This window comes from Telluria mixta (genome assembly GCF_029223865.1).
GTDB classification, from domain to species: domain Bacteria; phylum Pseudomonadota; class Gammaproteobacteria; order Burkholderiales; family Burkholderiaceae_D; genus Telluria; species Telluria mixta.
The window spans coordinates 175618-190410 of the sequence record NZ_CP119520.1; the positions used below are offsets into that span (position 1 = coordinate 175618).

The 14793-nt window shown below is 62.6% G+C and carries 12 protein-coding genes and 1 other RNA gene; 5 read left to right on the top strand and 8 right to left on the bottom strand.

Features of this window, described 5'->3' with window-relative positions; all coding sequences use genetic code 11:
- Positions 1-63 precede the first annotated feature (63 nt).
- From serC to gyrA, 3 genes are all read right to left on the bottom strand, one after another.
- Positions 64-1152 carry a 3-phosphoserine/phosphohydroxythreonine transaminase gene (gene serC, locus P0M04_RS00775; protein WP_259452382.1) on the bottom strand — a complete coding sequence of 363 codons (1089 nt, stop codon included), beginning with the start codon at positions 1150-1152 and terminating at the stop codon, positions 64-66.
- 12 nt (positions 1153-1164) lie between these two features.
- On the bottom strand, positions 1165-1719 hold the full coding sequence (locus P0M04_RS00780) for a DUF2059 domain-containing protein (protein WP_259452381.1): 555 nt from the start codon (positions 1717-1719) through the stop codon (positions 1165-1167).
- A 302-nt stretch (positions 1720-2021) separates the two neighbouring features.
- Positions 2022-4637 carry a DNA gyrase subunit A gene (gene gyrA, locus P0M04_RS00785; protein WP_259452380.1) on the bottom strand — a complete coding sequence of 872 codons (2616 nt, stop codon included), beginning with the start codon at positions 4635-4637 and terminating at the stop codon, positions 2022-2024.
- A gap of 395 nt (positions 4638-5032) precedes the next feature.
- Between gyrA and ompA the strand changes: the two genes are divergently transcribed.
- From ompA to ssrA, 5 genes are all read left to right on the top strand, one after another.
- Positions 5033-5746 carry an outer membrane protein OmpA gene (ompA, locus tag P0M04_RS00790; protein WP_281042281.1) on the top strand — a complete coding sequence of 238 codons (714 nt, stop codon included), beginning with the start codon at positions 5033-5035 and terminating at the stop codon, positions 5744-5746.
- Positions 5747-5852: 106 nt separating this feature from the next.
- Positions 5853-6560 carry a bifunctional 2-polyprenyl-6-hydroxyphenol methylase/3-demethylubiquinol 3-O-methyltransferase UbiG gene (ubiG, locus tag P0M04_RS00795; RefSeq protein WP_259452379.1) on the top strand — a complete coding sequence of 236 codons (708 nt, stop codon included), beginning with the start codon at positions 5853-5855 and terminating at the stop codon, positions 6558-6560.
- Positions 6561-6570: 10 nt separating this feature from the next.
- Positions 6571-7269 (top strand): HAD family hydrolase, encoded by a 699-nt coding sequence (locus P0M04_RS00800; protein ID WP_259452378.1) that lies wholly within the window; start codon positions 6571-6573, stop codon positions 7267-7269.
- Positions 7270-7513: 244 nt separating this feature from the next.
- Complete coding sequence (locus P0M04_RS00805) at positions 7514-8116, top strand: glycine zipper 2TM domain-containing protein (RefSeq protein WP_281042283.1); 603 nt, start codon at positions 7514-7516, stop codon at positions 8114-8116.
- 105 nt (positions 8117-8221) lie between these two features.
- Positions 8222-8580: a transfer-messenger RNA gene (gene ssrA, locus P0M04_RS00810) on the top strand.
- 67 nt (positions 8581-8647) lie between these two features.
- Here ssrA and P0M04_RS00815 read toward each other — a convergent pair.
- The 5 genes from P0M04_RS00815 to P0M04_RS00835 all read right to left on the bottom strand — a co-directional run bounded on the left by P0M04_RS00815 (position 8648) and on the right by P0M04_RS00835 (position 14742).
- A complete protein-coding gene (locus P0M04_RS00815) occupies positions 8648-10786 on the bottom strand; it encodes an EAL domain-containing protein (protein ID WP_281042285.1) in 2139 nt (712 codons plus the stop codon).
- Entirely contained in the window at positions 10771-12642 is a 1872-nt protein-coding gene (locus P0M04_RS00820) for a PAS domain-containing protein (protein ID WP_281042286.1), read from the bottom strand. Before P0M04_RS00820 ends, P0M04_RS00815 begins: the two co-directional genes overlap by 16 nt.
- 338 nt (positions 12643-12980) lie before the next feature.
- On the bottom strand, positions 12981-13496 hold the full coding sequence (locus tag P0M04_RS00825) for a GNAT family N-acetyltransferase (protein WP_259452376.1): 516 nt from the start codon (positions 13494-13496) through the stop codon (positions 12981-12983).
- Positions 13497-13498: 2 nt separating this feature from the next.
- The gene (locus P0M04_RS00830) at positions 13499-14077 is read right to left on the bottom strand and encodes a helix-turn-helix domain-containing protein (RefSeq protein ID WP_259452375.1); all 579 of its coding nucleotides are present in this window, start codon (positions 14075-14077) and stop codon (positions 13499-13501) included.
- A 77-nt stretch (positions 14078-14154) separates the two neighbouring features.
- Positions 14155-14742 carry a type 1 glutamine amidotransferase domain-containing protein gene (locus tag P0M04_RS00835; protein ID WP_259452374.1) on the bottom strand — a complete coding sequence of 196 codons (588 nt, stop codon included), beginning with the start codon at positions 14740-14742 and terminating at the stop codon, positions 14155-14157.
- Positions 14743-14793: the final 51 nt, after the last annotated feature.

Below are 14793 nucleotides of genomic sequence, written 5' to 3' on the forward strand. Positions count from 1 at the left end.
TGCCGACAAGGGTTCGCTCAGCATGGGTTCCCGCCTGCGCGGGAACGACGAGGATGCGGCGACTCAGCGCCCCGCGAACTCGTTCAAATAATCGACCAGGGCTTGCACACCCTCGATCGGCATCGCGTTGTAGATCGATGCCCGCATACCGCCGACGGACTTGTGGCCCTTCAGTTGCAGCAGGCCGCGCGCTTTGGCGCCGGCCAGGAATTGTTCGTTCAAGGATTCATCGCGCAGGTAGAACGGTACGTTCATGCGCGAGCGATATTCGGGCGCCACACGATTCTGGTAGAAGTCGTCGGCGTCCAGCGCCGCGTACAGCAGGCGCGCTTTCTCGATGTTGCGGCGCTCCATCTCGGCCACGCCGCCCTGTTTTTTCAGATGCGCGAACACGAGGCCCGCGATATAGATGCCATACGTCGGCGGCGTGTTCAGCATCGACTCCGCCTCGGCCACCGCGCGCCAGTTGAACACGCCGGGGCAGATCGGCAAGGCGTGGCCGAGCAGGTCCTCGCGCACGATCGTGATCGTCAGGCCCGCCGGGCCGATGTTCTTTTGCGCACCGGCGAAGATCACGCCGTATTTCGACACGTCGATCCGGCGCGACAGGATGTGCGAGGACATGTCGACGACGAGCGGGGTATCGCCCTGCACGGTCGGCACAAAGCCGATCTCGACGCCGTCGATGGTCTCGTTCGTGCAGAGGTGCAGGTAGGCCGCGTCCGCGCTCAGCTTCCACGTCTCCTGCGGCGGGACGGTCGTGAAGCGGCTCGCCTCGCCCGACGCAGCCACGTTCACGTTCGCATAACGCTGCGCTTCCTTGATCGACTTGCCCGACCACGAACCGGTGTGGACGAAATCAATCGTCGCCGGTTGTGGCTTACGACCGACCATGTTCAACGGGATGATCGCGTTCTGGCCGAGGCCACCGCCCTGCAGGAACAGGACCTTGTAATTGTCGGGTATCGCCAGCAGTTCGCGCAGGTCGGCTTCGGCCTGCTTCGCGATCGAAATGAATTCGGGGCCGCGATGGCTCATCTCCATCACGGACATGCCGCTGCCGTGCCAGTCGAGCATTTCCTCGGCGGCCTGGCGCAGCACTTCCTTGGGCAGGACGGCGGGGCCGGCGGAGAAGTTGTACACCTGGGTCATCGTCGCTCCTTCTTACTTGCCGACGATGCTTTGCGCGCTCTGCGCCATCATCTTCTGCACACGCGGCATCATCACGCGGTTGCTGATCTCCATGCTGCGGGTCATCAGCGTCGGCATGTTCGCCAGCATCTTCTGGCCCAGCGGGGACGCGTAGAACTTGGACAGCTGGCGGATCTCGTCCAGCGTATAGGTCTCGGCGTACAGCGGCACCATCTCGGCCAGCATGTCGTCGACGAGGGTCGGGTCGCTGAATACGCCATGCATCTGCGCGGTCAGCGTCGGCAGCGCTTCCTGCAGCTTCTTGTGCGCCTCGGCCTTTTTCTCTGCGCTCATGGTCGCGTCGCTGTCGATCATCGCATTCATCGACGCGGCCATCTGGGCCGGCATCTGCTGGTCCGCCTGCTTCAGCGACGCCAGCATCACGTCGCGGATCTTCATCGACGCCATCATCTGCTTGGTGGCGGCGACGACAGCCGGGTCGGCGGACGGCACCGGCGTCGCGGCAAACGCGGCGGAGGAGCAGGTGACGACGATGGCGGAGGCGATGGCGGCGAGAGATTTCTTCACGGATGTCCTTGAGTGATGGCTGGTGCGGAGGCTTGCAATCCCGGCATGACAATGCGGGTTCCTCGATTTTCGCACGAAACTTGCAAAAAATCCTCAACCGCCGTCATTCCCGCGAAAGCGGGAACCCATGCTGAAGGTCCGAAGTCGATTAATTCATCACGCAGCAGTGTTTCCGAAATACCGAATTCTGCGCCTCAGTATGGATTCCCGCCTGCGCGGGAATGACGGTTTTGGGGGCACTGGCCAGTAAAAAAGCCGCCGGGATGCAAGCATCGGGGCGGCTTTTCGCTGGGCTTGCCGGCTTATTCCGGTGCCGGCTCCAGTTCCGTTTCTTCGAGGTCGGTTTCGACCACGCGCTGCAGGCCGGACAGCTTGGTGCCGTCTTCCACCGCGATCAGGGTGACACCCTGGGTGGCGCGGCCCATTTCGCGGATCTCGGCCACGCGGGTGCGGATCAGCACGCCGCCGGTCGTGATCAACATGATCTCGTCCGTCTCCTCGACCAGCGTCGCGGCAACAACTTTACCGTTGCGCTCGGACGTCTGGATCGCGATCATGCCCTTCGTGCCGCGGCCGTGGCGCGTGTACTCCGTGATCGGGGTGCGCTTGCCGAAGCCGTTTTCCGTCGCGGTCAGCACGGACTGCTGCTCGTTCTCGGCGACCAGCAGCGCGATCACGTTCTGGCCCTCTTCCAGGTTCATGCCGCGCACGCCGCGTGCCGTACGGCCCATCGGGCGCACGTCGTTCTCGTCGAAGCGCACGGCCTTGCCGGCGTCCGAGAACAGCATCACGTCGTGCTTGCCGTCCGTGAGCGCGGCGCCGATCAGGAAGTCGCCCTCGTCCAGGTCGACCGCGATGATGCCGGCCTTGCGCGGATTGCTGAAGTCGCGCAGCGGCGTCTTCTTGACGGTGCCGAGGCTCGTCGACATGAACACGTAATGGTCTTCCGGGAACGTCGAGTTTTCGCCCGACAGCGGCAGGATCACCGTGATCTTCTCGCCATCCTGCAGCGGGAACATGTTCACGATCGGCTTGCCGCGCGAGTTGCGCGAACCCTGCGGCACTTCCCACACCTTCAGCCAGTACATCCGGCCGCGGTTACTGAAGCACAGCATGTAGTCGTGCGTGTTCGCGATGAACAGCTGGTCGATCCAGTCCTCGTCCTTCGTCGCCATCGCCTGCTTGCCGCGGCCGCCGCGTTTCTGCGCGCGGTACTCGGAAATCGGCTGCGATTTCATGTAACCCGTGTGCGACAGCGTGACGACCATGTCCTGCGGCGTGATCAGGTCTTCCGTTTCCAGGTCGGACGCGTTGTGCTCGATGGCGGAACGGCGCGTGTCCTTGCCGTTATCCGCGTAGTCCGATTTGATCTGCGCCATCTCGTCGACAATGATGCTCGTGACGCGCTCCGGGCGGGCCAGGATGTCGAGCAGGTCGGCGATGTGCAGCATCACTTCCTTGTACTCGTTGACGATCTTGTCCTGCTCCAGGCCGGTCAGGCGCTGCAGGCGCATCTGCAGGATTTCCTGGGCCTGCTCGTCCGACAGTTTATACAGGCCGTCGGTCTGCATGCCGTAGTGCTTCGGCAGGTGCTCCGGACGGAATGCCTCGATGCCGCCAGAGGCGCCGAGTTCGGTACGGTTCAACATCTCGCGCACGAGGGACGAATCCCACGCGCGCGCCATCAGTTCCGTCTTCGCGACCGGCGGCGTCGGCGCGGCCTTGATGATCGCGATGAAGTCGTCGATGTTCGCCAGTGCGACGGCCAGGCCTTCCAGCATGTGGCCGCGTTCGCGTGCCTTGCGCAGCTCGAACACGGTGCGGCGCGTGACCACTTCGCGGCGGTGCGACAGGAAGCACTCCAGCATCTGCTTCAGGTTCAGCAGCTTCGGCTGGCCATTGACGAGGGCCACCATGTTCATGCCGAACGTGTCCTGCAGCTGGGTCTGCTTGTACAGGTTGTTGAGCACGACTTCCGGCACTTCACCGCGCTTGAGCTCGATGACGACGCGCATGCCCGATTTGTCGGACTCGTCGCGGATGTCGGAAATGCCTTCCAGCTTCTTGTCGCGCACGTTCTCGGCGATGCGCTCCAGCAGCGATTTCTTGTTGACCTGGTACGGCAGCTCGTCGACGATGATCGCGATGCGGCCGCCGTCCTTGCCGTATTCCTCGAAGTGGGTCTTGGCGCGCATCACGACGCGGCCGCGGCCCGTGCGATAGCCGTCGCGCACGCCCGAGACGCCGTAGATGATGCCGGCCGTCGGGAAGTCCGGCGCCGGGATCAGCTCGATGAGCTCGTCGATCGTGCAGTCCGGATTCCTCAGCACGTGCATCGCGCCGTTGATCACTTCGGACAGGTTGTGCGGCGGGATGTTCGTCGCCATGCCGACCGCGATGCCGGACGAGCCGTTGATCAGCAGGTTCGGGATCTTCGTCGGCAGGACGGTCGGTTCTTTTTCCTTGCCGTCATAGTTCGGCTGGAAGTCGACGGTGTCCTTGTCGATGTCGGCCAGCAGCTCGTTCGAGATCTTGTCCAGGCGGCACTCGGTGTAACGCATTGCCGCGGCGGAGTCGCCGTCGATCGAACCGAAGTTGCCCTGCCCGTCCACGAGCGTGTAGCGCAGCGAGAAATCCTGGGCCATGCGGACCAGGGTGTCGTAGATCGACGCGTCGCCGTGCGGGTGGTATTTACCCATCGTGTCGCCGACCACGCGCGCGCACTTCAGGTACGGACGGTTCCACACGTTGTTCATCTCGTGCATCGCGTAGAGCACGCGGCGGTGCACGGGCTTCAAGCCGTCGCGCACGTCCGGCAGAGCACGGCCCACGATCACGCTCATGGCGTAATCGAGGTAGCTCTTGCGCATCTCTTCTTCCAGGGAAATTGGAACTGTTTCTTTTGCGAATTGATCCATTGTGCGGGTCGGCGCCTTCAGGCTGATAAGTGATATTTCAAGCCCATGATTTTACCACGGCAGCCCTATCCATAACGTATTTCAACGGCAGGCACCGGCGATGATAAACGGGCACAATTAACCCTTTGACACATGCCTGTCATAAACATTCGTCAAGCTTGCGCACGACTCCCGACACCTTGTTGCGCAGAAACAACGCGACAAATAGCATGCACGGCAATTGGTCGCCGGCCGGTCGTGCGGATGTGGCGTATGTGGCAAAATGGCCGAGACGTTAATTGCTTGTTTCACAATGCGGAACTGACGTGCTGTCTCGAGTGTTAATATTATGCTCACGTCTTATTGCCCTGAGGCAGTTTCGCTGCTAGAAGATTTTACCGAAAGGAAGAAAAAATATGAATAAATTGGCAACCCTCGTATTCGCAGCTACGGCCGCGATGGCGGGCAGCGCATCCGCGCAAAGTGCGCCTCCGTATGCGCCGCTGACCACCGATATCAAGGCGCCGACGCCGTACAGCGCTTACGTGCAGGATGCCCGTGGTGTCATCGCCCGCAATCCTTTCGGCCTGTGCTGGCGCACCGGCTACTGGACCCCGGCCGACGCGGTCCCGGGCTGCGACGCACCGCTGTGCGTGGAACCCGAGCGCCTGGAAAACGGCAAGTGCGTCGCGCCGCCGCCGCCGCCGGTCGCCGCTCCGGCACCTGCCGCCCCGGCTCCTGCCCCGGCACCGGCTCCGGTCCCGACCTCGGAAAAAGTGAGCTACTCGGCTGACGCCTTCTTCGACTTCGACAAGGCCGTCCTGAAGCCGGCCGGCAAAGCGTCGCTGGACGACCTGGTCGGCAAGCTGAAAGACATCAACCTGGAAGTCATCATCGCCGTCGGCCACACCGACTCGGTCGGCACCGATGAGTACAACCAGAAGCTGTCCGTCCGCCGCGCCGAAGCCGTCAAGGCCTATCTGCAGAGCAAGGGCGTGGAATCGAACCGCGTCTACACCGAAGGCAAAGGCGAGAAGCAGCCGGTCGCCGACAACAAGACCGCCGCCGGCCGTGCGAAGAACCGCCGCGTGGAAATCGAAGTCGTCGGTACCCGCAGCAACAAGCAGTAATCCGGCTCACGCCTGAACAACCCCGCTGCGGCGGGGTTTTTTTATGCCTGGTTTTTTTCACGATCCCAGCCGTACCCGCTACCCATTTCCGCTATCATTCCGTCCTATGACTACGACGACAAACGCCGATCCCTTAGAGATCCAGAAGTTCAGTGAACTGGCCCACCGCTGGTGGGACCCGACGTCCGAATTCCGTCCGCTGCACGACATCAACCCGTTGCGCCTGGAATGGATCAACGCGCGCGTGCCGCTGGCTGGTAAAAACGTCATCGACATCGGCTGCGGCGGCGGCATCCTGTCGGAATCGATGGCGCGCAAGGGCGCCAAGGTCACGGGCATCGACCTGTCGAAAAAGGCATTGAAAGTCGCCGACCTGCACAGCCTGGAATCGGGCGTGGAAGTGCGCTATAAACTGATCGCCGCCGAGGACATGGCCGCGGAAGAGCCGGGCCAGTTCGACGTCGTCACCTGCATGGAGATGCTCGAGCACGTCCCGGACCCGGCCGCCATCGTGCGCGCCGCGGCGACCCTCGTCAAACCGGGCGGCCGCGTGTTCTTCTCGACCCTGAACCGCAACGTCAAATCGTATCTGTTCGCCGTCGTCGGCGCGGAATACGTGCTGCGCATGCTGCCGCGCGGCACCCACGACTACGCCAAGTTCATCACGCCGGCCGAGTTGTCGAACTTCGTGCGCGACGCCGGCCTCATCGTCGACGGGCTGAAAGGCTTGACCTACAACCCGCTGACCAAGATCTACTCGCTGAACCAGGACACCGACGTCAACTACATGGTTGCCTGCAGCAAACCGCTCTAAGTACCGACCCATGACCTTTTCTTCTTCCCTGTCCGCGCCGCGCGCCGTCCTGTTCGACCTCGACGGCACCCTGGCCGACACCGCGCCCGACCTCGCGGCGGCCGTCAACTGGATGCGCACCGAGCGCGGCCTGGAGCCGACGCCGTATGCCATCCTCCGCCCGACCGCATCGGCCGGCGCCCGCGGCATGATCGGCGCCGCCTTCGGCCTGGCGCCGGGGGACGCGGGCTACGAAGAACTGCGCGTGGAGTGGTTCGAGCGCTACCAGTCCAATATGGCCGTGCACAGCACGCTGTTCGACGGCATCCCCGACCTGCTCGACGGCCTCGCGGCAGCCGGCATGGCCTGGGGCATCGTCACCAACAAGCCGGCCCGCTTCACGGACCCGCTGGTCCCGCAAATCGGCCTGGCGCACGCCGGCTGCGTGATCTCGGGCGACACGACGCCGCACGCCAAACCCCACCCCGCCCCGCTGCTGGAAGCGGCGCGCCGCCTGGACATCGCCCCGGCCCACTGCTGGTACGTGGGCGACGACCAGCGCGACATCGAAGCGGGTCGCGCGGCCGGCATGGTCACCGTAGCCTGTAACTGGGGCTATTGCGGTTCCATCGATCCGGCGACGTGGGGTGCGGACTATCTGCTGGATACGCCGCAGCAGTTGTTGCAGATGCTGCGCGAATTGGCGGGCGCTGCCGAAACGGCCGCCTGATCCGGGTTCCTTGCGCTGTCCTGACCGTGCCGCCAACTCTGGCGGCATTGTTTTTTGGTCGCCCCCGCTCGTCGGTTAGTTGCAGATATGCCGGCAGCATGGTGGTCTTCGTTAGATCGCGTCTCTGTTCGGTCAGCTCGTCATTTACATATCTTTACGATTGATACAGGGATGCGTCTATCTCTTCACGATGCCTCTGGGTAATCTACAGCCATACGACAACAACGTCTCAGGAGCAGACAAAATGGAAACGATCAAGACCGCCACCTCCCGTATCCACCCGCTGGTTGCAGCTGCAGCAGTGTCCGTCATCGTCGTCAGCCTGGCTGGCACGGCCGCGATCACCGGCCTTCTGCCGAGCTCGCACAGCGCTCCCGAGGCTGCTCCGACCCAGGTGAACCCGGCCTATGCCGCCGCCCCGGCCCTGCCGATGGCAGCGGATGCAACGGCACCGCAAGGTCTGCAGCCGGTCCAGGGCGCCTATGCACAACCGGCACCGGTCGCCTACGCCCAGCCGGCCGTCGCGAGCGCCCAGCCGGCCCCGGCACCGACGGTGATCAAGGAAACGATCATCAAGGAAGTCCCGGCGAAACCGGCACCGCGCCACACGACGCACCACACGAGCTACGCCCACAACGATGCGCCGTCGTATCGTGAACCGGCACCGCGTCCGGCCCCGCAGCCGGCACAACCGAACTACGTCGCCATCGGCACGGGCGCCGTCGTGGGCGGCCTGCTGGGCAACCAGGTCGGCAGCGGCAACGGCCGCAAGCTGGCAACGGTCGCCGGCATCATCGGCGGCGGCATGCTGGGCAACCAGATCGCCAACCAGAACCAGGGTCGTTGATCGCCCGGGCCTTGATTCTCCGCACCTCGCACCCATATCGGGTGTGAGGGCGCTTCAGGGCTCTCCGCTCACTGGCCGATTGCGGTACAATGAGCATTCCTATCTGGGGGCGACCTGGTTTCGACGTGGGTTGCAAAGCAGAACAGGGCATACCGAGGACTGGTTACCTCGTAAATACATCCAGAAATCAATAACTGCAAACGATAACTCGTACGCACTCGCAGCCTAATCGCTGCTAGCTCTACACCACCTCGCCTCTGGGGTGTGCCGCAAGGCAAGTAGAGTCATTTACAGAGGCTAGGACTCAACCGGGTTACCTGGTTGCTTCCGAAACTTTAGGTAACTCGCTTGGTTGCAGGGTGCACGTCCCCGTCAGCCAGGTTAAATTAAAAGACAGTGCTAAGTATGTAGAACTGTCTGTAGAGTGCTTGCGGACGAGGGTTCGATTCCCTCCGCCTCCACCAGTATTCAAAATAAGAGCCCCGCCAGCGCAAGCCGGTGGGGCTTTTGTTTTGTGGCCATCCCGGACGCTCACGCCTCCGCAGTTTCCGCATTGCGCATCAGCCAGTGATAACGGAATGCGTCGGCGATACTCGCACATAAGGCCTCGTCATCCCAAGGCTTCGCGTGGAACCGGAATACGGCGCCGCTATTGGTCGCTTCGATGATCGCGTCGACCGCCGTGTAGCCCGACAACATGATCCGGATAATCTTCGGGTGGATATGCTTGACGCGCGACAGGAATTCGATACCCATCATGCCGGGCATGCGCTGGTCGGAGATGACGACCTGGACGTCGTTCAAGGCAAGCAGGCTCAAACCTTCCTCTCCGCTTGCCGCGTACAGTACCCGATAGCCCTGGCGGCGCAGGAGCCGGCGCAATGCCGCGCTGACGCCAGGATCGTCGTCGACGAGGAGCAACGTCCGCACCTGTTCGTCAGGACACGCCACAGGCAGCGCCCGCTCCTCGCCCAGCAGCTGCTCGAATGCCGCGGCCGGTACCGGACGGCTGAAATAGTAGCCCTGAATCTGGTCACAACGGTAGGTCGTCAGATAGCTCAGCTGCTCCTGCGTTTCCACGCCTTCCGCAATGACTTGCAATTGCAGGCTCTGGGCAAGCGAAATGATGGACCGCGCGATCGCCGCCGCGTCCGGATCGGTGGTGATGTCCCTGACGAACGACTTGTCGATCTTCAGCACATCGATCGGGAAGCGCTTCAGGTACGACAGGCTGGAGTAGCCGGTGCCGAAGTCGTCCAGCGACAGCTGTACGCCGAGCCCCTTGAGCGCATTCATGGTGGCGAGCGCGCGGTCGATGTCGGTCATGACCAGGCCTTCCGTCAGCTCGATGTCCAGGTAGCGTGCCGCGAGCCCCGATTCCGCCAGGACCCCTGTCACGACTTCGATCAGATCCGGCTGGTAGAACTGCTTGCCCGACAGATTGACGCCCACGCGCAGGCCTTCCCAACCGGCATCATGCCAACGCTTGGCGTCCGCGCACGCGGTCCGCAATACCCACGTGCCGATCGGGACGATCAGCCCGGTTTGTTCGGCCAGGTCGATGAACCGGTCGGGCGACATCATGCCGAGTTCGGGATGCGCCCACCGCAGCAGGGCTTCCACGCCAACGACCCGGCCGGTGCGCACATCGACTTGGGGCTGGTAGTGCAACAGCAATTCGCCCCGCTGGACGGCATGCCGCAGGTCGCCCTCGATCCGCAGGCGTTCCATCGCGCGCGTTTTCATCGACGCCGTATAGAACTGCACCTCGCCACCGCCCGCTTCCTTGGCGCGCTGCATTGCGATATGGGCATTCTTGATCAAGGCGTTCGCCGTGTCGCCGTCGGCGGGAAATACCGATAACCCGGACGTGCAGCTCAGGAAATGCTCATGCTCGCCGACCTTGATCGGATCGCCCAGGGCGGCCACGATGCGCTGGACGGTATTGATGGCAGCGTGCTCGTCGGGTGTATCGGCGAGCACCAGCACGAATTCATCGCCACCGGTGCGCGCGGCCGTATCGTTCGGCCCCAATGCCATCCTCAAGCGGGCTGCTGTCTCTTGCAAGACCAGGTCGCCGGCTTCGTGGCCCAGCGTTTCGTTGACCAAGGCGAAGCGGTCGAGATCGATACAGACGAGCCAGGCCTGCTCGCCGCGGCTCACGGCCCGCCCCATCGTCTGACTCGTCCTGTCGCAAAGAAGATTACGGTTGGCAAGTCCCGTCAGGGTGTCGTAGTTCGACTGATATGCGAGCTGGTCCTCGCTTGCGCGTGCCTTGCGTTCGATGTGAAGCCGTTCGACCGCGATGCTGACCGTGTGGACGCACAGGCCCAGGATCTCCATTTCGCCTTGATCGGGCACACGTCCGGCTTCCGTGAATACCGCGAGTGTACCGAGCAGCCGGCCTTGCCCGGAGCGAATCCCATACCACCAGCAGGCACGATCCCCATGCAGTGCGGCGGCATCGTGAGCGCCAGTCCAGCTCGGATCTTCCCCCACGTCGGCAACGAAGACCGGCCCGGCTTGCAGCCGTGCGCGCCGGTCCGGCGACAATACGTCATCGACGTCGAATTCTTCCAGGATGTTTCGTAGCGACGCCGGAAGACTTGGCGCAGCAACAAGTTCGAAGGCGGCGCCGTCCGCACCCAGCAACATCACGGCGCAGTGCATGGCATTTCCGGACGACTCGACAATGTGCGTGGCGAGTTCCAGGAGCTCGGGCAGCGGCGCCCCAGCGCCATCCGTTCGAGCAATTTCATCTGCTCATTCTTGAACTTCTGCAGGCGCCGGCTTGCGCTGATGTCGCGGCAATATACCGCAAGCCCTTCCGATGAAGGATATGCACGAACCTTGAACCAGCGGTTCAGCGGCGGGAAGTAAATATCGAACTCGACGGTGCAATGTTCATGCATGGCCCGACGAAATTCGGTATCGGCGATCCCGCCGACGAGCTCAGGATATTCCGCCCATAACACTTGTCCAAGCACTTGCCCGCGATCACGCTGAAGCAGGCGCTCGGTTTCCTTGTTGACATAGGTAAATCTCCAGTCCAGATCGACTGTGAGGAATGCCTCCGTGATACTTTCGAGCGTGGTGCCGAGACGGTGTGCGAGCCTGCGGATCTCGTCGTTCGCCAACCGCGTGTCATGGTTGTCGGTGGTGGTACCGTACCATTTTACGATCGTGCCGTGTTCGTCCCGGATCGGTATGGCGCGCGCCTGATGCCAGCGATAGCTCCCGTCTGCGCTGCGAAACACGCGATATTCGGTCTCGAAGATGGCGCCCGAGGCAAGCGATGCCTTCCAGATGCGCAAGGTCGGAGCAACGTCATCCGGATGCAGTATCGTGACCCAGTTTTCGGCATTGATCTTGTCGACCAGTCCCGTGTAGGTGTGCACCCAACTGTTGGCGTAATCGATCGCACCATCGGGGTCGGCAGTCCACACGATTTGCGGCATCGCGTCGGCAAGCTGGTGGAAACGCTGCTCGCTTTGAAGCAGGGCCTGTGCGGCGTGCATCTGCTCCATGTGATGGAGCGCTTCCTCCCGCAGTTCACGATCGGCCCGGGCACGGGCACGGTCGCGCATTCCGGTTAATACGCTGTAACCGATCAGGACAATCAGAATGGACAGTCCACCGGCGCCGCCCAGCACCAGGTTCCGTTGCCGGACATACGGTTCGAGGATTTCATCGCGGCTACGGCCGACCGCCACGGCCAGGGCCTTCTTCGGCAATACCCGCCAGGCGTAGAGCCGAACGACACCGTCGATCTGCGAGGCACGTGAATACATCAGTGTTTCCGTGCCTATCGCGCCGAAGTCCGGCGTGGTCCTCAGCACGTTGTGCGGCTCGGACGACACTGCCGGCTCGCGCGCGACAATGGCGCCGTCCGGGCGAACAAGGGCGACTGTCCCGTGGTCGCCAAGTTGCAGCTTCCCTGAAAACCGGGTGAAGTACTCCGGTACCACCGACAACACGATCACGCCGGCGAAACGATTCCCACCGGCCAGCAATGGACGGGTGAACTGGATACTTCCCCGTCCGGACACCCGCCCCTTGACCGGGCGGCTGACGAACAGCTTGTCGGTCCCGCCGAGATGTGTGCGAAAGTGCTCGCGGTCGCTTAAATCGAGCCGCGGCGCCGAGCGGTCCACGCTCGAATATGCCAGGTGCCCGGTGGCGTCGATGATACTCACCTGAAATGCCACAGGCTTGTCGAGAATTGCCTGGCGCTTGCGCACGTGATCGTCAAACCTGTCCGGGTCGTCGAGCCATCGTTCGCGCAGGTCGATCGCCGCCAGGTCGATCATATTGACGGAAGAATTGACTTCTTCGGCAAACACACGCGCAATGTTATTGCTGTCCTTGGCGGCCTCGGCCAAGGTTTTCTCATAGGTACCGTGTAACGACGCGATCACGACGGCCCACAGGCAAGGCAAGACAACTGCCGCAATGAGGACGAGTTGTCCCGGCAACGAAAGTCGAAAAAAACCCTGCAACGGCAGGCCGATCGATTTGGAGCTCACTCAGCGACCTTCTTATCCGGAAGGGCATCGCCGGCGCAACGACCGCGCGATACCGTTAGATAGCCTTTGATTGGACCGGCGCTATCCAGGACGGCGGCGGCGCAGTCCAGCCAGGGACATCCATATCGTCAACAACAGCACTTTGTCCGCCAAAATCACGGCTTACATTTTACATTGATTCTCATGGGAAACATAAATACATTTCCACAAAACAATAAAATGTCGCATTTATGCTCACTGTTATTCTTGCAAAGGATGACACCGCTGGGACGGTGAGCCGGGCCTCGCTGTCGATTCAAACTCAGATCGATTTCAAATATTCCACCAACGCCGCCTACTCAGACGAGCTCGCGATAAAAATACGTCGTGTCGCACAACCCGCCTTCCGGCAACAACGCAAAACCGGGCACGACACCCAACCGCGTCCATCCCATGCGCGCGTACAAGCGCTCCGCCTCGGCGCTGGCCGTATCCAGCACCAGCAGCGTCTTGCCGAGCGACCGCGCCTCCCGCTCCGCCGCATCCATCAGCGCCGCGCCGACGCCCTGCTTGCGCGCCCGCCGCATCACGAGCATCTTGCACAGGTCGGCCCGATGCGGCTGATTGTCCGGCATCGCCAGCACGAGGTGGACGGTGCCCACGATGCCGTGCTCGTCCTCGGCGACGAGCAGCGCGCGCCGGCCAGCCTCGACGTCGCCCGCCAGAGCGCGCCACCAGGCGACCGCCTGGCCCAGCGTGTACGGCTGCATGAACCCGACGGACGCCCCGCCTTCGACACAGTCGAAGAGAACGGCCGCCAGGCCTTCGATGTCGGCATCGGTCAGCGAGTGGATACGGCGAACACGGCAACTCATGGTCAGCTCCTGGCAAGCGTGGTGAGGACGACGGCATAGCGCGCCGGCACGTCCCCGGGGTTGTGGAAGGAATTCGGTGCGTCGAGGGGAATGGCGAGGCAGTCGCCCGCCTCCAGCAGCCAGGATTCGCTGCCGTAGACGATCTCCATGCGGCCTTCGAGGATCCAGATCTGTTGCAGCACGGCGGGCGTGCGGGGGCCGGCCTCGTACGTTACGCGCGTACGCGCTGGAAACGTCACGTCGACGATGCGCGTCGGTGACTGGAACCCTTCGGGTGAGATATTGCGGCGCAGATAGCCGGAATGCGGATCCTGCCAGGTGACCTGATCGGCATGGCGCGAGACGGGCTCGTCCTTGCGCGCCGGGTCGTCGAACAGCGACGCAAGCGGCACGCCCAGGCCGGCGGCAAGCTTGTCGAGCACGACGGCGGTCGGGCTCGTTTCGCCGCGCTCGATCAGCGACAGCATCGAACGGCTGACGCCGCACTGGGTCGACAGGGCATCCAGCGACAGCCCGCGCTCGCTGCGCAGAAGACGCACCTGCTGGGCAATGCGTTCGTTAACAGTGGAGTCATCTTTCATAATGGAGGCATTCTCCAATATGAAAGATGTTTCGTCAACTATCCTGGATTATTTCTCCAGTTTGCTGGATGATGCAATCATGACGTGGGCCCCGGATCTGTCCCTGGCGCCACCAGCAATTCCTTCAGCAACATCTCGTTGAAGGCCGGCAGATCAGCCGGCTTGCGGCTCGTGATGAGGCGGGCATCGAGCACGACTTCCTCATCGGACCACTCGGCCCCCGCATTCGTCAGGTCGCGCTTCAGGCTCGGCCAGCTGGTGAGATGCCTGCCGGCGGCGATGCCCGCGTCGATCAGCGTCCACGGGCCGTGGCAGATGGCCGCGACCATCTTGTCCTCCGCATCGAACTCGCGGATGAAATCGATGGCTTCCTTGCTCATTCGCAGTTGATCCGGATTGGCGACGCCGCCCGGCAGCACGAGGCCGTCGAAGTCGGCCGGTTTCGCGTCGCGCACGTTCATCTCGACCTTGAAGCGGTCGGCCGGCTGCATGTGGTGAAAACCCTGCACGTCGTCGCCGGCGGCCTTCGGCGACAGCAGCACGACGGTGGCCCCCTGCCCTTCCAGGAAGGAACGCGGGCTCGTGTACTCGATCTGTTCCACGCCATCCGTCATGAGCATGGCGACCCGGATCCCCTGCAAAGGCTTGCTCGCAACTTGTTCCATATAAACTCCCTGTGATCGAACGTATGAAGACGATCGACCATTCTAGGCAGG